18 protein-coding genes are annotated in these 16,622 nt (G+C 72.7%); 15 read left to right on the top strand and 3 right to left on the bottom strand.

The genetic code is table 11. The annotated features are described in order from the left end of the window. Nucleotides 1-43: 43 nt before the first annotated feature. The 9 genes from OG927_RS05740 to ssuE all read left to right on the top strand — a co-directional run bounded on the left by OG927_RS05740 (nt 44) and on the right by ssuE (nt 8,448). A complete protein-coding gene (locus tag OG927_RS05740) occupies nt 44-1,600 on the top strand; it encodes an ABC transporter substrate-binding protein (protein ID WP_330319802.1) in 1,557 nt (518 codons plus the stop codon). Nucleotides 1,601-1,636: 36 nt separating this feature from the next. Next, nucleotides 1,637-2,665 (top strand): ABC transporter permease, encoded by a 1,029-nt coding sequence (locus tag OG927_RS05735; protein ID WP_330319801.1) that lies wholly within the window; start codon nt 1,637-1,639, stop codon nt 2,663-2,665. Nucleotides 2,666-2,668: 3 nt separating this feature from the next. Next, the gene (locus OG927_RS05730; protein WP_056786625.1) at nt 2,669-3,559 is read left to right on the top strand and encodes an ABC transporter permease; all 891 of its coding nucleotides are present in this window, start codon (nt 2,669-2,671) and stop codon (nt 3,557-3,559) included. Beyond that, on the top strand, nt 3,556-4,437 hold the full coding sequence (locus tag OG927_RS05725; protein WP_124282888.1) for an ABC transporter ATP-binding protein: 882 nt from the start codon (nt 3,556-3,558) through the stop codon (nt 4,435-4,437). The genes OG927_RS05730 and OG927_RS05725 overlap by 4 nt, the downstream gene beginning before the upstream one ends. Continuing rightward, nucleotides 4,434-5,303, top strand: a complete 870-nt coding sequence (locus tag OG927_RS05720) for an ABC transporter ATP-binding protein (RefSeq protein ID WP_330319800.1) — start codon at nt 4,434-4,436, stop codon at nt 5,301-5,303. The genes OG927_RS05725 and OG927_RS05720 overlap by 4 nt, the downstream gene beginning before the upstream one ends. 23 nt (nt 5,304-5,326) lie before the next feature. Then, nucleotides 5,327-6,667: an NtaA/DmoA family FMN-dependent monooxygenase gene (locus OG927_RS05715; RefSeq protein WP_330319799.1), complete on the top strand. Its 1,341-nt coding sequence runs from the start codon at nt 5,327-5,329 to the stop codon at nt 6,665-6,667. A gap of 12 nt (nt 6,668-6,679) precedes the next feature. Further along, nucleotides 6,680-7,033 carry a hypothetical protein gene (locus OG927_RS05710; RefSeq protein ID WP_124282890.1) on the top strand — a complete coding sequence of 118 codons (354 nt, stop codon included), beginning with the start codon at nt 6,680-6,682 and terminating at the stop codon, nt 7,031-7,033. A gap of 1 nt (nt 7,034) precedes the next feature. Next, nucleotides 7,035-7,802: an alpha/beta hydrolase gene (locus tag OG927_RS05705; protein ID WP_209470853.1), complete on the top strand. Its 768-nt coding sequence runs from the start codon at nt 7,035-7,037 to the stop codon at nt 7,800-7,802. Nucleotides 7,803-7,890: 88 nt separating this feature from the next. Further along, on the top strand, nt 7,891-8,448 hold the full coding sequence (gene ssuE, locus OG927_RS05700) for an NADPH-dependent FMN reductase (RefSeq protein ID WP_056786650.1): 558 nt from the start codon (nt 7,891-7,893) through the stop codon (nt 8,446-8,448). 76 nt (nt 8,449-8,524) lie between these two features. Here the strand turns inward: ssuE and OG927_RS05695 are convergent, their stop codons facing one another. Further along, nucleotides 8,525-9,727 carry an amino acid deaminase/aldolase gene (locus OG927_RS05695; RefSeq protein WP_056786652.1) on the bottom strand — a complete coding sequence of 401 codons (1,203 nt, stop codon included), beginning with the start codon at nt 9,725-9,727 and terminating at the stop codon, nt 8,525-8,527. A 452-nt stretch (nt 9,728-10,179) separates the two neighbouring features. Here OG927_RS05695 and OG927_RS05690 point away from each other — a divergent pair, with 452 nt between their 5' ends. Further along, nucleotides 10,180-11,043: a hypothetical protein gene (locus OG927_RS05690; RefSeq protein ID WP_056787519.1), complete on the top strand. Its 864-nt coding sequence runs from the start codon at nt 10,180-10,182 to the stop codon at nt 11,041-11,043. After that, nucleotides 11,040-12,260 carry a type VII secretion-associated serine protease mycosin gene (gene mycP, locus OG927_RS05685; RefSeq protein WP_124282892.1) on the top strand — a complete coding sequence of 407 codons (1,221 nt, stop codon included), beginning with the start codon at nt 11,040-11,042 and terminating at the stop codon, nt 12,258-12,260. The genes OG927_RS05690 and mycP overlap by 4 nt, the downstream gene beginning before the upstream one ends. A 46-nt stretch (nt 12,261-12,306) precedes the next feature. On the opposite strand, the gene OG927_RS05680 is transcribed toward mycP, so the two are convergent. Continuing rightward, on the bottom strand, nt 12,307-13,215 hold the full coding sequence (locus OG927_RS05680; protein ID WP_330319798.1) for a serine hydrolase: 909 nt from the start codon (nt 13,213-13,215) through the stop codon (nt 12,307-12,309). Between the two features lie 86 nt (nt 13,216-13,301). Here OG927_RS05680 and OG927_RS05675 point away from each other — a divergent pair, with 86 nt between their 5' ends. Further along, entirely contained in the window at nt 13,302-14,030 is a 729-nt protein-coding gene (locus OG927_RS05675; protein ID WP_124282894.1) for an SseB family protein, read from the top strand. 201 nt (nt 14,031-14,231) lie between these two features. Here OG927_RS05675 and OG927_RS05670 read toward each other — a convergent pair whose 3' ends face one another. Next, nucleotides 14,232-14,597 carry a DUF1844 domain-containing protein gene (locus OG927_RS05670; protein WP_056786660.1) on the bottom strand — a complete coding sequence of 122 codons (366 nt, stop codon included), beginning with the start codon at nt 14,595-14,597 and terminating at the stop codon, nt 14,232-14,234. Nucleotides 14,598-15,015: 418 nt separating this feature from the next. Between OG927_RS05670 and infC the strand changes: the two genes are divergently transcribed. From infC to rplT, 3 genes are all read left to right on the top strand, one after another. After that, a complete protein-coding gene (gene infC / locus OG927_RS05665) occupies nt 15,016-15,675 on the top strand; it encodes a translation initiation factor IF-3 (protein WP_079099353.1) in 660 nt (219 codons plus the stop codon). 120 nt (nt 15,676-15,795) lie between these two features. Then, nucleotides 15,796-15,990: a 50S ribosomal protein L35 gene (gene rpmI / locus OG927_RS05660; RefSeq protein WP_031097481.1), complete on the top strand. Its 195-nt coding sequence runs from the start codon at nt 15,796-15,798 to the stop codon at nt 15,988-15,990. A 114-nt stretch (nt 15,991-16,104) separates the two neighbouring features. Further along, nucleotides 16,105-16,488 carry a 50S ribosomal protein L20 gene (gene rplT / locus OG927_RS05655; RefSeq protein ID WP_007457565.1) on the top strand — a complete coding sequence of 128 codons (384 nt, stop codon included), beginning with the start codon at nt 16,105-16,107 and terminating at the stop codon, nt 16,486-16,488. Nucleotides 16,489-16,622: the final 134 nt, after the last annotated feature.

Here is a 16,622-nt window from a genome sequence, read left to right as displayed (position 1 = left end):
GCATGCCCCGGTCCGGGTCGGGACCCACCACAGAGAGAGCGATATGTCCGCACGACGCACGATCCGCCGCCCCGCAGCACCCGTCCGGCCCGCCCGACGGGCCGCGGTCCTCGGAACCGCCCTCGTCTCCCTGCTCGTCCCCGCCCTGAGCGCCTGCGGGGGTGAGGCCTCCTCGGCGACCGGCGGCTCCACGCTGAAGTGGGCCTCCTCGTACTTCCCCGCCCACTGGGACCCGGTGGTCTCCGGAAGTGGCGCCCAGTTCCGTGAACTCGCCCTGGTCTACGCCTCGTTGACCCGTACGGACGAGGACGGCAAGGCGGTTCCCGACCTGGCGGAGAGCTGGGAGTACAACGACAGGGGCGACCGGATCACCTTCCACCTGCGTCCCGGTCTGAAGTTCAGCGACGGCGAGCCGGTCGACGCCACCGCGGTCAAGGCGGCGATCGAGCGGGCGCAGAAGCAGAAGAACTCCGCGCTCTTCGGTGACCTCACCTCGATCAAGTCGGTGGAGGCGGACGGGCTCGACGCGGTGCTCCAACTCTCCCAGGTCGACTACCAGATACCGCAGCTGCTCGGTCAGCGCGTCCTGCAGATCGCCAGTCCCAAGGCGGCCGAGACCCCGGAGAAGCTGGACCAGAACCCCGTCGGCGCGGGCCCGTTCGTCGTCGAGCAACTGGTCCCCGGCACCAAGGTCGTCCTGAAGAAGAACCCGGACTACTGGGACGCGGAGAACATCCACATCGACGACGTCGAGCTGGTGTCCGCCCCCGACGCGTCGACCGTCGTCTCCGGGCTGCAGACCGGTGTCTACAACTTCGCCGACCTCGACCCGAGCCAGGCGGACGCGGCCGAGAAGGCCGGCCTGGACGTCTTCGTCCAGCCCGGATTCAACGCCTCCAACATCAGCCTCAACATCAACAAGGCGCCGTTCGACGACGACAAGGTCGTCGAGGCCTTCCGCCACGCGTTCAACCGCAAGGAGTTCGTCGACAAACTGACCTTCGGCTACGGCGAGACGACCGACCAGCCGTTCCCGAAGGGATACGAGGCGTACGACCCGACGTCGGAGAACGCCTACCCCTACGACCCGGCGAAGGCGAAGAAGCTCCTCGCCGAAGCGGGACACGGGGCCGGCGACCTGGAGCTCGACCTGGTCATCCCCGCGGAGGACCCGCAGGCGGAGATCGTCCAGTCGCAGCTGGCCGCGGTCGGCGTCACCGTCACCATCAAGATCGACAAGAACTGGGCCACCCCGTTCTTCGCCAAGGACCTGGCCTTCTCGCTGTACTCGACCACGGGCCGCGACTCCGCGGTGCAGACCCTCACCGCCCACTTCGGTCCCAACGGCCCACTGAACCTCAGCACCCCGTACGAGCCCGAGGGCTTCGCGGCGGCCACCGCGAAGGTCCGTCAGACGCCGCTCGACGCACCGGACTACACCGAGGCGCTGCGGGCGGCGACCCGGGCGGGGCTCGCGAGCAAGGCGCTCATCTTCACGTACTCCTCGCCGAACCTGCTGGCCAAGAGCAAGAAGGTCTCCGGGCTGCCGAACAACCCGGCCCACATCGACTGGACCGGCGTGACCATCTCCGGCAGCTGACCCCCCGCCCACATCCGACAGATAGGAGGCAGACCGATGACGACGACCGCGCTCCAGGTCGTGCCCGCCCGGCGCCGAGGGGCCGCCGCAGCCAGGACGCGGCACGCGCTCGGCCGGATCCTGGGCGTGATCGCCCGCTCGACCGGGATCTTCGTGCCCGTGTTCCTGGTGGCCACCTTCGTGACGTTCGCGCTGCGGTCGCTGAGCGGGCTCAGCCCGGCGCGGATCCAGCTCGGCGAGAACGCGACCCCCGAGGCGATCCAGCGGGTCGAGGCCCAATGGGGTCTCGACAAGCCCTTCCTGGCCCAGTACGGGGACTGGTTCACCGGCGTCCTGCACGGCGAGCTCGGCGTCAGCTGGGTCAACGGCGCCGACATCTCCACCCTCATCGGACTCGGCCTGGGCGTGAGCCTCTCGGTCGCGACGTTCGCGCTGGTCATCGGAGTCGTCGTCGGCTTCGCCCTCGGCACGCTGGCGGCGCTCCGGCGCACGACCTGGATCGACCGGGCGATCACCGGATTCGTCACCGTGATCTCCGTGATGCCGCCCTTCGTCGTCGGCATCGTGCTGGTCGCCGTCCTCGCGGTCGGACTCGATGTGTTCCCCTCGGCCGGCTACCTACCCGCCGAGCAGGGGATCGGCCCGTGGCTCGCCCACATCACCCTGCCCGCCCTCGCCCTGAGCTGCGACGTCATCGCCGACGTCGCCCGTCAGCTGCGCACCGGACTCGTCGCCGCCCACAGCGAGAACTACGTGACGGGCGCCGTGGTGCGGGGACTGAGCCCCCGTCGGGTCTTCTTCGGTCACATCCTGCGCAACGGCCTCGGCCCGACGCTCGCCACCCTCGGCCTGAAGTTCCCCGCCCTCGTCGGTGCCTCCGTCGTCACGGAGTGGATCTTCGGCCTGCAGGGCTTCGGCAGGTTCGCCAACGACTCCGCCCAGGCCGGCGACGTTCCCGCGGTCCAGGGCGTCCTCGTCGTGTCCATCGTCCTGGTCGTCTCCTTCAACCTGATCGTCAACCTGGTGCTGGCACGCGTGACGCCGGCCTCTCAGCGGGGGGTGTGACCCATGGTGCGCCGCGTTCTCTCACTCACGTCCGGACGAATCGCCGTCGTCATCCTCGCCGTGATCGCGCTGCTCGCGATCCTCGGCCCGTGGCTCGCCCCGCAGGATCCCCTGGCCACCAGCGACAACACCCTCGCGGCAGCCTCGGGAGCCCATTGGCTGGGCACGGACTACCTCGGCCGCGACGTGTTCAGCCGCCTCCTGGACGGCTCCCGCGTCAGCGTCCTCGGCTCGCTCGAAGTCGCCCTGACGGCGCTGGCCGTCGGCGTGGTCCCCGGCATCCTGTCGGTCTACCTCGGCCGCGTCTTCGAGTGGCTCACGCTCCGTCTGGCGGACACCCTGGTCGCCCTGCCGTTCCTGCTGTTCGCCGTCGCCGTGATCGCGCTGCTCGGCAACGGCCTCACCCAGGCCATGCTCGTCACGGGCGCGCTGGTCTCCCCCCTCTTCTACCGGGTGTCCCGCGCCGCCACCCTGGCCGTCGCCCGCTCCCCGTACGTGGAGGCGGCGCTCATCTCCGGAGCCTCCACCGGCTGGGTCGTGCGCCGCCACGTGTGGGTCAAGGTGCTGCCGCCGATCGCGGTCGCGCTCGCCCAGACCATCGGCGTCGGTTTCGTCATCGTGTCGAGCCTGACCTTCCTCGGTATCGGCGTCCAGCCGCCCGCGCCCACCTGGGGCGGGCTGCTCGCCTCGGACCTGGGCTACCTCAGCCACCAGCCGTGGGCCCCGGTCCCACCCGCCCTGCTGATCATGGTCACCGTCTGGGCCAGCAACCTCCTGGCCGACGCGATCCGCGACGTCTCCGGCGAGGCGGGCCGGACCCTGGCCGACAACCGCACGGTCCGCGCCAACCGGCTCGGCAAGGGCCGCCCCGTTCCCGCAGGAGGTGCCCGATGACGCTGCTGTCCCAGCACACCGCCCCCGAGCAGACCCGGACCGTCGCGACCGTCGGCCCGAGTGCCCCGCCGGTGCTCGCCGTCCGCGACGTACGCATCAGCGACCGGGTCACCGAGCGGGAGATCGTGCGCGGGGTGAGCTTCGAACTCACCCCCGGCAAGGCGGTCGGCATCGTCGGAGAGTCCGGCAGCGGCAAGACCCTCACCTGCCGGGCCGCGCTCGGCATCCTTCCCCCGCACTTCGAGGTCACCGGCGGCTCCGTGGAGATCGACGGCACCGACATCGCGACCCTGACGCCCCCGCAGTGGGCGGCCCTGCGCGGATCCACGATCAGCGCGGTCTTCCAGGACCCGGCGTCCTACCTCAACCCCTCGATCCGCGTGGGCGCCCAGATCGCCGAGGTCGTCCGGGTCAAGAAGGGACTGAAGCGGCGCGAGGCCCGGCACCGCGCCGTCGAACTGCTGCGGGCGGTCCGTCTGAGCGACCCGGAGCTGGTCTACGGCCAGTACACCTACGAGCTCTCCGGAGGAATGCTCCAGCGCGTCCTCATCGCGGCCGCGATCGCCGCCGACCCGCGGGCCCTGATCGCCGACGAGGCCACGACCGCGCTCGACGTCACCGTCCAGGCCGAGATCCTCGACCTGCTCGCGGAACTGCGCGAGCGTTCCGGGCTGGCGCTCGTGGTCGTGTCCCACGATCTGGCCGTCGTCGCCCACCTGTGCGACGAGGTCCTCGTGATGCGGCAGGGCGAAGTCGTGGAGCACGGTCCGACCCGGGCGGTGCTGTACGACCCGCAGCACGAGTACACCCGGCTGCTCATCGCCGAGCACGACCAGTACGGCCTGGAGAAGTTCCTCACGCCGAAGGAGGCGTCATGACCACCACACCCCCGGGGACGGACACGTCCGGCCACACGGTCGCCCCCGAGCCGGCCCTGGAGGTCACGGGCCTCGACGTGCACTACGGCCGGGGCCGCCGGCGCCACCACGCCTTGTGCGGGGTCTCGCTGAGCGTCGCACCCGGCGAGACCGTCGGCGTCATCGGCGAGACCGGGTCGGGCAAGTCCACCCTCGCCCGCGCCGCCCTCGGGCTGGTGCGCGCCTCGGCCGGCTCGGTCACCGTCGGGGGCGAGGACGTCACCGCGTACGGCAACCGCCGGTGGCGCGCGCTGCGCCGCCGCGGAGTGGTCCAGTACGTCTTCCAGGACCCGCTGCGCAGTCTCGACCCGGACCTCACCATCGAGGACTCCCTGATCGAACCCCTGCTCATCCAGGGAACGGGGCGCAAGGAGGCGGCCCCGCTGGCCCGTTCCTTCCTCGATCGCGTCCGCCTCTCGGAGGACCTGCTCGGCCGGCTGCCCGGAGAGCTCTCCGGCGGACAGCGGCAGCGGGTCGCCGTGGCCCGCGCGCTGATCACCGAGCCGCGGCTCGTCATCCTCGACGAGCCCGTCAGCGCCCTGGACTCCGCCAACCGCGTCCAGGTCCTGGAGATCCTCAAGGAGCTCGGGGCCGCCGGGGTCGCCCTCGTCCTCATCTCCCACGACCTCGGATCCGTCGCCGGGACCGCCGACCGCATCGCCGTGCTCCACCGCGGCGAGCTCGTCGAGACCGGTGCGGCCCGCGACGTCATCAACGAACCCCGGCACGCCTACACCCGCCTGCTCGTCGGTTCCGCGCCCACCCTGCGCACCGCTCCCGCGAGCCGCGCCGAACGCGAAGCCCTGCGCGCCCTGCTCGACGCCTGAACACCCCTCGGAAGGAACAAGCCATGTCCCGCACGATCCACCTCGCACTGCACCCGTACGGAGTCGGAGGCCCCGGCCAGCACGGCCTCTGGAAGGACCCGCGCGTGGCGAAGAACTCCAGCATCGACATCAACCACTACATCCGGCAGGCCCAGGCTGCGGAGCACGCGCTCTTCGACGCCCTCTTCATCGTCGACAGCCAGTTCATCAACGCCACCTATCCCGCCCACTACCTGAACCGCCTGGAGCCGCTCACCCTGCTGTCCGCGGTCGCCACCCACACCCGGCACATCGGCCTGGTCGGCACCGCGAGTTCGACGTACAACTCCCCCTTCAACCTCGCCCGCCGGTTCGCCTCCCTCGACCACATCAGCGGCGGCCGCGCCGGGTGGAACGTGGTGACCAGCTTCGACACCGGAACGTCCAGGAACTTCGGGCTCGACGAACACCTCGACTACGCCACCCGCTACGGCCGCGCGCTCGAATTCGTCAAGGTGGCCCGCGGTCTGTGGGACTCCTACGAGGACGACGCCTTCCCGGCCGACGTGGAGCGCGACCTCTTCCTCGACCCGGACAAGCTCCATGCCCTCGACCACGCCGGAGAGCACTTCCAGGTCGCGGGCCCCCTCAACATCTCCCGCTCGCCCCAGGGCCAGCCGGTCATCTTCCAGGCCGGGGTCTCGGCCGAGGGCCGCGACCTCGCCGCGCAGGTCGCCGAGGGGATCTACGCACCGGGCGGCTCGCTGGAGCAGGCCCAGGAGTACTACGCCGACGTCAAGCGGCGTACCGCGTCCTACGGCCGGGACCCCGAGCACATCAAGATCTTCATCCACGGCGGCCCGGTCGTCGGCGCGACGGACGAGGCCGCGAGGCGGCGCGAACGGGAGATCTTCGAGGAGGACAACGACTTCGACCGCAACCTGGCGCTCCTGGGCCGCTCCTTCGGCGCGTACGACTTCAGCACGCACGACCTGGACGCACCGTTCCCGGACGTCGCCCACCTCGCCGAGAAGGGCGGCCGGACCGGAGCCGGCAAGCTCATCGAGCGCGCCCGGGCGGAGAACCTCACCCTGCGTCAGGTCGCCGAGTCGGTCAACGCGTTCCACCGGTCGCCCTTCGTCGGGGCCCCGGAGACCGTCGCCGACACCATCGAGCAGTGGTTCGCCGCGGGCACGTTCGACGGGATCAACCTCGCCTTCCGCACCTCCGAGGACCTCGACCTCTTCGTCGACGGTGTCGTCCCCCTGCTGCAGAAGCGCGGGCTGTACCGCACCGAGTACACGGCCGACACCCTGCGCGGCAACCTCGGCCTGCCCGTTCCCGCCAACCGCCACGCTCGCGAGCCCCGACTCGCGAACGACTGAGGGGCGGGGGCCGTGAGCGCGCAGCAGGCCGAGCCGCGACTCCGGCCCGGCTGCCTCACCCACGGCCAGGCCGCGACGACGATCCGGACCCGGCCCACCGCAGGGCCCGGGGCCTTCCCCGAAGGAACGGACCGGGGGCGGGGCGCCGCGCCGCGTCCACTCGTTCCACGGCTCATCGGGGAGATCGCGGCAGCTCTCCTCCGGGAGCAGGCCCCTCCCGTGGCGACGGACCCGGTCACCCGGTCCGACCCCGCCGCCGTCCCCGACCACGACACCGCGATCCTCGCCCTCGAACCCGTCGCGTCCGACGTGGCACCCGCCCTCGGCCGGACACCGGCGACCGAGCCCGAACCCTCCGGAGAGTGACATGACCGAATACACCGACCACTACGCCCCCGACGGCCTCCGCACACGTGCCACCGTCGTCGTCGTGCCCGGCAGGGGGGAGACCCGGGCCACCTACGCCCGGCTCGGCCGGCGGCTCGCCGCCGACGCCTACCGCGTACGCGTCGTCGACGCCCCCGACCTCGACGCCGACGACGTGGCAGGCTCGCTGACCCGCTTCGGCGCCCGGCTCACGACGGCCGTCGAGGGCACCGCGGCCGAGGACGGGACCGTCCGCCCCGTCGTCCTGCTGGGCGCCGACACCGGTGCCGTCGCCGTCGCCGCGCTCCTCGGACGCGACGAGATCCCGGCGGCCGGGCTGCCGGACGCCGTCGTCCTCGCCGGGCTCCCCGGCCACGCCGCGACCACCGCCGGGCCGTGGGACGAGGAACTCGACGCGCGCACCTCCTGCCCCGCCCACCGGCAGACGCTCACCGACGACGCGCAGGTCCGGCATGGCACGCTCGGCGACGCGGTGCCGGACACGCTGCTCGACGCGGCCCTCGCCGCCGAACCGGCCGTCCCCGCCCTGCTCCTCGTCGGCGACGCCGATCCGCTCGCGGACCGCGACTCGCTGGCCGGCATCGCGAAGTCGCTGCCCCGGGCCCGGCTCTCCGTGGTCCGCGGGGCTCACCACGACGTCCTCAACGACGTGCAGCACCGCTCCGTGGCCGCCGAGATCGTCACGTTCCTCGAGACACTGCGCAACGAACTCGTGCCGGTGATCGCCGTGGAGGCGAGCACCTGGTGAGCGTCCCCGTCCCCGGGACGCCCGCGTGGCACCGGGCCCGCCCCGCCCTCCCGTGAACCCCGAAACCCCGAACCCGGAAGGTCGCCCCATGGCCGCCATTCTGTCCGTCTCCGGAAGTCCCTCCGCGACGTCCCGCACCGCACGCCTCCTGCGCCATCTCGACGACCGGCTCAGGCTCCAGGGCCACCAGGTCACCTCGCTGGAGGTCCGCACCCTGCCACCCGGCGCGCTGCTCGGCGCCGACTTCCGGCACCCGGCCGTCGCCGCGGCCACCGAGCTGTTCGAGCAGGCGGACGGAGTGGTGATCGGCACCCCCGTCTACAAGGCCGCCTACTCCGGTCTGCTCAAGTCCCTGCTCGACCTGCTCCCGCAGTACGCCCTGACCGGGAAGACCGTGCTGCCGCTGGCCACCGGGGGCAGCACCGCGCACGTCCTGGCGATCGACTACGCGCTGCGCCCCGTGCTCAGCTCGATGGGCGCCGCGCACATCGTCCCGGGATGGTTCACGCTCGACCAGGACATCACCGTCGGCGCCGACGGCACACTGACCGTGGCACCGGGGTCCGCCGAGGCACTGGACCAGGTGACGGACCGATTCTCCGCCGTACTGGGCGGCCGCCCGGCGGAGCCGGCCGTCGCGAAGTGAGGCAGGCGGCGGGGCGGGCGGGCCGGCCGCGGTGACCGGCACCGGCCCCGCGGGCCCGGCACAGTCCGGGCGAGGCCTACAGGAACGTACGGCCCTCGCCGCGGTACGTCGGCACGGTCGCCGTGATCCGGTCGCCCTCGATCAGCCGCAGCTCGTCGAAGCGCTCGCACAGCTCACCGGCCTTGGCGTGCCGGAACCACACCTTGTCCCCGATCAGCAGATCGTCGGCGGGCGGGCCCAGCAGCGGCGTCTGCACCTCTCCCGGCCCCTCCTGCGGGTCGTAGCGCAACCCCTCGGGCAGGTACGGGACCGGCAGCCGGTCCGGGCCCGCCGCTCCGGAGGCCGGGTAGCCGCCGCCCAGCACCGTCACCACGCCGACCCCGGGCCGGCGGACCACGGGCTGTGCGAACAGGGCTGCCGGACGGCCCGTGAACGAGGTGTAGTTGTCGAACAGCCGCGGGACGTACAGCCCCGAACCGGCCGCGATCTCGGTCACCGAGGCCTCGGCCGCCGTGTGCTGCACGCTGCCCGTGCCGCCCCCGTTCACGAACTCCAGGTCCGGCGTCACCGCCCGGACAGCCCGCACGACCTCCGCCCGCCGGACCGCCAGCTCCCTGCGGGCCGTCGCCTGCATCAGCCGGACCGCCCGCGACCGCAGCGGACGCCCGGCCACCGCGTCGCCGACGCCGGCGACATGACCCTCGTACGCCATCAGCCCCACCAGCCGGAATCCCGGCCTGCGGGCCACCGAGCGGGCCAGCTCGGCCAGCTGGGCGGGGGAGCGCAGCGGGGAGCGCAGCGCGCCGATCCGGACCCGGCCGCCGAACAGCCGCAGCGAGGTGTCCAGCTCCAGGCAGACCCGGATCTCCTCGGTGCCGCCGGCCCGCGCCGCGTCGATCAGCTCCAGCTGCGCGTGGTCGTCCACCATCACGGTCACGGACCCCGCCAGCTTGGGATCGGCCGCCAGCTCGGCGTACGCGGCCCGGTCGGCCGACGGATAGGCCAGCAGGACGTCGTCGAAACCGGCCCGGGCCAGCCACAGCGACTCCGCGAGGGTGAACGACATGATCCCGGCGAAGCCGGGGCGTGCCAGGACCCGCTCCAGCAGGGCACGGCAGCGCACCGACTTGCTCGCCACCCGGACCGGCTTCCCGCCCGCCCGGCGCACGAGGTCGTCGGCGTTGGCGTCGAAGGCCTCGAGATCGACCACGGCCACAGGGGCGTCGAGATGGGCGGTGGCCCGGTCGTACCGGGTCCGGTCAGCGGCGCGGGCAGTCATGGCCGCAGCTTGCCAGACCGCCGTACCGCTGGGTAGGGGGACGTTCGGTGCAGATCCCCCGGCGCCCTCCGTCCCGTTCCCGGGGGACGCCGCTCACCCCGTAGAGTGACGGGCACGCGCATGACCGTCGGCCTGTCCGGCACGGTGATCCGCAGGCGGTACGGGGACGTGGACCAGGGGGCCGGATGAGTACCGAAGCGCAGCGCGCTCCCGTGCCGCCCGGCCCGGCCGTCCCCCCGCCGGCCCCCTCGCCCACGGGCGCTCCGTCCGCACCACCGGCCGGCGACCTGCCGCCGCAGGCCCCCGGGACCCGCCCGGCGGATCCGCCGCCGAGGGCCACCTTGCCCGCGGACCCCCCGCCCGTGGAGACGACGGCCCGGCTGCGCGTCGTGCCGCCCACCGGCCCTGCCGCACCGCCGCCGCCCGCGACCCGGCGCAGGCCCGTCGGCGCGGTGGACCTCACCCCGCGCCCCGGTGCGGCCCCCGCCCCGCCGGGCGCGTACTACGCCTACGCCGAGACACCCGTCGAGACCACCACGCGCCTGCGCCCCGTGAAGACCCGCCACCCGGCCAGGACGGCCGCAGCGGCGGCCTGCGTGGTGCTCGGCCTCGGGCTGATCGGCGGCGCCGTCACCGGCAGCTGGCTCACCGGGAGGTCCGCGGCGGAGCCCGGGGACGACGACGCGTACACCGTGGGCCGTTCCGTGTGGCACAGCGTTCCCGTCGACACCCTCTTCCCCCGCACCCTCAAGGGCGACGGCGCGGGGCCCGGGGCCACCGACCGGACCTGGACCCGGCTCGCCGTCGCCCCCGACAGCGGCTGCGCGGCCGGACTGGACCCGCTGCTCCTGAAGACGCTCCGCCCCGTCGGCTGCGCACGCATGGTGCGGGCCACCTACACCGACGCCACGAGCAGCAGCGTCACCACCGTCGGTCTGGTCCTCACCGAGGGGGACGCCGCGAAGATGAGCGCGCTCAGCACCCGGTTCACCGATCAGCGCCTCGACGCCCGGGCCGACCTCATGCCCCGTACCTACCCGGCCGAGGGCACCGTCGCCGCGGGCTTCGGCGACGGGCAGCGGGCCAGCTGGACGGTGCACGTCCTGACGGAGGTGCCCGCCGTCGTGTTCGCCGTCTCCGGCTTCGCCGACGGACGGCCGGTCGCCGAACCCCAGCCCGCCGCCGCGGCCATGGCGGCGGGCGCCACGACGACCCCGGCCCTGGCCGGACTCGGCCACGAGGCGAAGGGGGTCGCCGACCGGGTGGAGCGCACGCTCCGCAGGACGGTCACCGATCTCGTGGAGAAGCCGGAATGACCCGTCCCCGCCGGTACCGCGCCCTCGTGACGGCGGCCACGGCCACCGCGTTCACCCTGCTGCCCGCCGTCCCCGCCCACGCGGACGCCATCCGCGACCAGCAGTGGGGCCTGGAGGCCCTGCACACCGACAGGGCCTGGCAGACGACGAAGGGCGAGGGCATCACCGTCGCCGTCCTGGACACCGGGGTCGACGACAGCCACCCCGACCTGGAGGGCCAGGTGCTCCCCGGCAAGGACCTGATCGGCTTCGGCGCAGGACGCGGCGACCGCTCCTGGGCCCTGCACGGCACCGCGATGGCCGGCATCATCGCGGGCCGGGGCAACGGCCCCGGACGGGGCGACGGCGTGCTCGGCGTGGCACCGGGAGCGAAGATCCTGCCCGGTCGGGTGATCCTCGAGTCCAACGACCCGTCCCGCACCAAGGCCCGCGAGTCCCGCGGCACCGCCCTCGCCGAGGGCATCCGCTGGGCGACCGACCAGGGCGCGGACGTCATCAACCTCTCGCTCGGGGACGACAGCAAGTCCGCCCATCCCGAGCCGAGCGAGGACGCCGCCGTCCAGTACGCCCTCGGCAAGGGCGTGTCCGTCGTCGCCTCGGCGGGCAACAGCGGGGAGAAGGGCGACCGCGTCTCGTACCCCGCCGCCTATCCCGGTGTGATCGCCGTCGCCGCCGTCGACAAGTACGGCACGCACGCCGCGTTCTCCACCCGCCGCTGGTACGCCACGGTCAGCGCGCCCGGCGTCGACATCGTCGTCGCCAACCCCGACCGGCACTACTACATCGAGTGGGGCACGTCCGCCGCCTCGGCGTTCGTCTCCGGAGCCGTCGCCCTCGTACGCGCCGCCCACCCGGACCTGTCGCCCGCCCAGATCAAGACCCTGCTCGCGCAGACCGCCCGCGACTCCCCCTCGAACGGCAGGGACGACGCCCGGGGCTACGGGATGGCCGATCCCGCCGCCGCGATCGAGGCCGGGGCGGAGCTGCGCCGGGACCCCGCGGGCGCCGGATCCGCCGCGGCCGGCCACCGCGAGCAGTACTTCGGCCCCGGTCCCGCGCCGGAGCGGCAGGACGAGGACCCGGCCGACTGGCTCGCCCCGGCAGCCGGAGGGCTCGGTGCGGTGCTGCTCGCCCTGGCCGTGGTGCTGTGGCGCGGCGGGAACACCGCACCGCGCCGGAACAACACCTTCGCCACGGGCATCACCGGCCGTCGCTGAGGGCCCCGCGGGCCGGGCACGCCGGAATCCCGGGACGGCGCGCACGTCACCGGGTGCCGCTCAACGCCTCCCCGGTCATGTCCACCGCGGCCTTCGCCACCTCCTCCACGAGGGCGACGCCGGCCTCCTTCGTCGCGTGCCCGCACGACAGCACCGCCACCAGGTACGTGTGCCCGCCGTTCTCCACCCGTCCGATGCTGTTGATGTCCCACAGCCCGGTCGTCGTCCGGGGCATCCAGCCGTTCTTCAGCGCCCAGCCGTCACCCGCAGCGGACACCCCCCACTGCTGGTCCGCCTCGACCCGGCCCATCAGGTCCGTCAGATAGGCACGGGAAGCGGCGGACAGCTCCGACTCCGTACCGAACACGGCCTGCAGCAGCCGCACCTGGTCCGCCGCCGTGGTCCGGGTCAGCCCCCACGCGTGCGCGGCCGTCGTCCCGGTCAGCCCCAGCCGCACGTTCGCCGCGTCCAGCCCCTCCTCGCCGCCCACCGCCCTCAGGAGCTCGGTGGCCGAGGTGTTGTCGCTGCGCCGGATCATGGCGTCCGCCCGGGCGTGTTCGGCGCCGCTCAGCTCCCGCCCCTCGTCCTGGGCCAGGAGCAGCAGCGCCGCAAGGATGTCGACCTTGACGATGCTGGCGGTGTCGTACGCCCCGTCCCCGTACACCGCGCTCCGCCCGCTCTCCGTGTCCAGCACCGCCACCGACACGTCGGCGCCGGCGGTCAGGGGCGCCAGCACGTCGGCCAGCTCCGCGTCGAGATCCACCTGGGGCTCCTCACTCGTGGCCGCCGCGGCCGGCGGGCCCGATGCGGAGGATACGGACGCCACGGCGGCGGGCGAGGGATCCGGCGAGCGGCCCGCCAGGTACGCGCCGCCCGCGGCGGAGCCCGCCAGCAGCACGACGGCGGTCACGGAGGCGGCGGACAACGCGGACCTGCGCGTTCTGTGTCGGGGCATGGTCCGGACGGTAGGAACCGCAGCTGGCAGCGGCCTGTGCCCGACCTGTCGCCCGGATGAGAGAACCGGTCCACTACGCTCCTGGTGTGGCGCTCAAGAACATCCCGGACCCCGGTTTCTCCGACGACGACGGCACGGCCGCTCCCGAACTGACGGCGGCGCTCGCCGCGTGGTCCGCGGACCGCACGGCCGTCGGCCCCGTACTGGCGGCGCTGCGCGGCGCCCGGCTGCTCGTCCCCGTCGTCGCCGTGCTCGGCGAGGTGGAGGAGGACGAGAACGGGCTGCGCCGCGAGAAGACCAGCGACATGGCGGTGCCCACGCTGCAGGCCGGTGACCGGCGCGCCCTGCCCGCCTTCACCTCCACCGCCGCTCTGGCCCTCTGGGATCCGCAGGCCCGCCCCGTGGCCGTACCCCTGCACCAGGCCCTGCAGGCCGCCGCGCACGAGAAGGCCGACACCGTCGTGCTCGACCTGGCGGGGCCGGTGGCCTTCGAGCTGACCGGCCCGGCGCTGCTCGCCCTCGCCGAGAACCGCACCAGCACCGACCCGCTCGACGACCCCGCCGTGATCGCCGCCGTACGGGATGCCGTCGCCGCGGAAGCCGCGGTGCTCCGCGCCCACCTCGGCCCGGGCCGGGCCGACGGCACCCTGGCCCTGGTCCTCGCCCCGGACGCGGTGGTGGCCGAGGCCGCCCGCCGGGTCGCCGACGCCCTGTCCGCCAGTGAGGTGCTCCGCGCCAGGCTGGTGCGCGGCATCGACCTCGCCCTCCTGCCCGCCGGCGCCGAGGCCCCCGGCGAGCCGCTCTTCACCCGCTGACACACGCGGGAGCCCGCCACCTGTCGCAGGCAGCGGGCTCATGGGTCCGGCGCGGGGCGCAGAGGACGGAGCGGGGCCTCTGGTCCGCAGGGTGCGGGGCTCGCGTGCTCCCCGAGGCGTCACGCCACGGATGGATCGCCGCTCCGGCTCGCGCGGTGCGGCACCGGGGACCCCGCTCCTCCCCGGCCGCGGGGGAAGCCCTCAGCCGTAGACGGGGCCCGTGTACTTCTCGCCGGGTCCCCGGCCGGGCTCGTCCGGTACGAGGGAGGCCTCGCGGAAGGCCAGCTGGAGCGACTTCAGACCGTCGCGCAGCGGCGAGGCGTGGAAGGTGCTGATCTCGGTGGTGCTCGCGTCGAGCAGACCGGCCAGGGCCTGCACCAGCTTCCGGGCCTCGTCCAGGTCCTTGTGCTGCTCACCCTCCTCGGTCAGGCCGAGCTTCACGGCGGCGGCGCTCATCAGATTGACGGCGACGGTCACGATCACCTCGACCGCGGGGACCTCCGCGATGTCGCGGGCCATGTCGTCGAAGCCGGGGGTCTCGGTGCTGGGGGTGGTCGCGTCACTCATGCCCCACACGATAAGGCCACGTCCGCCCGCCTCCGCCTGCGGGAGTGGCCGGGGGACGGGCGCGCACGGGCAGGCGGTGCGGCGGTACAGCGGGTTCGCCGCCGGTCGCGGGAGCTGCTAACCTTGTGTAACGACCGGCCGGACACCTATGTGCTCGGCCCACAAGTGGAGGCTCCGATCTCCCACCTGACCGTCCTCACGGATGGCAGGTCACCGGTCTGGTGGCGACCATCGTTCCGTACGGACGATGGAGCTGCTCGATGCGCCCCGCGGTTGACCGCGGCGGTGTTCCGGTATTTCCAGGAGCCCCGCCTGTGTCCCGTCCGGGGCATTTTCTCGTTCCCGGCTCGGTTGGTCACACGAAAGACGTTACGCGGCTTCCCTCCAGGTAGTCGCGTGGTGCTACCGAGGAGGATCCATCAGCGCCGAGCCCCGCATCAACGACCGGATTCGCGTTCCCGAGGTGCGACTTGTCGGTCCCAGCGGCGAGCAGGTCGGGATTGTTCCGCTTGCCAAGGCCCTGGAACTCGCACAGGAGTACGACCTCGACCTGGTCGAGGTGGCGGCGACAGCCCGTCCCCCCGTGTGCAAGCTCATGGACTACGGGAAGTTCAAGTACGAGTCGGCCATGAAGGCCCGTGAGGCGCGCAAGAACCAGGCGCACACGGTCATCAAGGAAATGAAGCTCCGGCCGAAGATCGACCCGCACGACTACGACACCAAGAAGGGTCACGTCGTCCGGTTCCTCAAGCAAGGGGACAAGGTCAAGATCACGATCATGTTCCGTGGTCGTGAGCAGTCCCGCCCGGAGCTGGGTTTCCGACTGCTCCAGCGTCTCGCTTCGGATGTCGAGGACCTCGGCTTCATCGAGTCGAACCCGAAGCAGGACGGCCGGAACATGATCATGGTTCTGGGCCCGCACAAGAAGAAGACCGAAGCCATGGCCGAAGCCCGCGAGGCCCAGGCCGCCCGCAAGGCGGAGCGTCAGGGGACCACCCCGGACGCCGAGTCCGAGGGTGACACCGCCGAGGCCCCGGCCGAGGCCGAGGCTCCGGCAGAGACACCTTCCGAGGCGTGACCTCCGGGGGCTGCCATCCAGGCGCCCCCGGGTCCCTCGGGAACCACCCAGAGATCTGACGCCCCTGCAGTCCGGTGCCCGCACCGAGAGGGGCGCCACTGACGAGGAGAGAACGGCGCGATGCCGAAGAACAAGACGCACAGCGGTGCCAGCAAGCGCTTCAAGATCACCGGCTCCGGCAAGGTGCTCCGCGAGAAGGCCGGCAAGCGCCACCTGCTCGAGCACAAGTCGTCCAAGAAGACCCGCTCGCTGACCGGCACGGTCGTCGTGGCTCCGGCCGACGTCAAGAAGGTCAAGAAGCTTCTCGGCAAGTGAGGACGCGGCCTCCGGTGCGTCCGGAGGCCCGACCTCGATCCGACCGGGACCAATTCGTTTCCGGGCTTGGTGAGTCGACAACGTGATTCCCAGCCCCGCTGCAAGGAGTTAAAAGTGGCACGCGTCAAGCGGGCAGTAAACGCCCACAAGAAGCGCCGGGCGATCCTCGAGGCCGCCAAGGGCTACCGCGGTCAGCGTTCGCGCCTGTACCGCAAGGCCAAGGAGCAGGTCACCCACTCCCTGGTCTACAACTACAACGACCGCAAGAAGCGCAAGGGCGACTTCCGTCAGCTCTGGATCCAGCGCATCAACGCGGCTGCCCGCCAGAACGGCATGACGTACAACCGCCTCATCCAGGGTCTGAAGGCCGCCAACATCGAGGTGGACCGCAAGATCCTGGCCGAGCTCGCGGTCAACGACGCCAACGCGTTCGCCGCTCTCGTCGAGGTCGCTCAGAAGGCCCTCCCGAGCGACGTCAACGCCCCGAAGGCCGCCTGATCCAGGCAGTTCTTCCAGAGGTAGTCAGCCGGACCCGCAGGCGCAAGCCGTCTGCGGGTCCGGTGCGTTGAAGGACGCTTCGTGCACGGAGCCGTCCGTGCGCGGAGAAACGTACGCAGAGAACCAGAGTGACG

Source organism: Streptomyces clavifer (genome assembly GCF_036345975.1).
GTDB lineage: Bacteria > Actinomycetota > Actinomycetes > Streptomycetales > Streptomycetaceae > Streptomyces > Streptomyces clavifer.
Note: the sequence above shows the minus strand (reverse complement) of the source record. Positions and strands in the feature narration are given on the sequence as shown.

What these genes read in the sequence shown, in the direction of transcription:
- OG927_RS05720 (WP_330319800.1), top strand. Translation starts at nt 4,434, where the DNA reads ATGACCACCACACCCCCGGGGACGGACACGTCCGGCCACACGGTCGCC.
- OG927_RS05725 (WP_124282888.1), top strand. Translation starts at nt 3,556, where the DNA reads ATGACGCTGCTGTCCCAGCACACCGCCCCCGAGCAGACCCGGACCGTC.
- ssuE (WP_056786650.1), top strand. Translation starts at nt 7,891, where the DNA reads ATGGCCGCCATTCTGTCCGTCTCCGGAAGTCCCTCCGCGACGTCCCGC.
- OG927_RS05695 (WP_056786652.1), bottom strand. Translation starts at nt 9,727, where the DNA reads ATGACTGCCCGCGCCGCTGACCGGACCCGGTACGACCGGGCCACCGCC.
- OG927_RS05705 (WP_209470853.1), top strand. Translation starts at nt 7,035, where the DNA reads ATGACCGAATACACCGACCACTACGCCCCCGACGGCCTCCGCACACGT.
- rpmI (WP_031097481.1), top strand. Translation starts at nt 15,796, where the DNA reads ATGCCGAAGAACAAGACGCACAGCGGTGCCAGCAAGCGCTTCAAGATC.
- OG927_RS05740 (WP_330319802.1), top strand. Translation starts at nt 44, where the DNA reads ATGTCCGCACGACGCACGATCCGCCGCCCCGCAGCACCCGTCCGGCCC.
- OG927_RS05715 (WP_330319799.1), top strand. Translation starts at nt 5,327, where the DNA reads ATGTCCCGCACGATCCACCTCGCACTGCACCCGTACGGAGTCGGAGGC.
- OG927_RS05680 (WP_330319798.1), bottom strand. Translation starts at nt 13,215, where the DNA reads ATGCCCCGACACAGAACGCGCAGGTCCGCGTTGTCCGCCGCCTCCGTG.
- OG927_RS05735 (WP_330319801.1), top strand. Translation starts at nt 1,637, where the DNA reads ATGACGACGACCGCGCTCCAGGTCGTGCCCGCCCGGCGCCGAGGGGCC.
- OG927_RS05730 (WP_056786625.1), top strand. Translation starts at nt 2,669, where the DNA reads ATGGTGCGCCGCGTTCTCTCACTCACGTCCGGACGAATCGCCGTCGTC.
- mycP (WP_124282892.1), top strand. Translation starts at nt 11,040, where the DNA reads ATGACCCGTCCCCGCCGGTACCGCGCCCTCGTGACGGCGGCCACGGCC.
- OG927_RS05670 (WP_056786660.1), bottom strand. Translation starts at nt 14,597, where the DNA reads ATGAGTGACGCGACCACCCCCAGCACCGAGACCCCCGGCTTCGACGAC.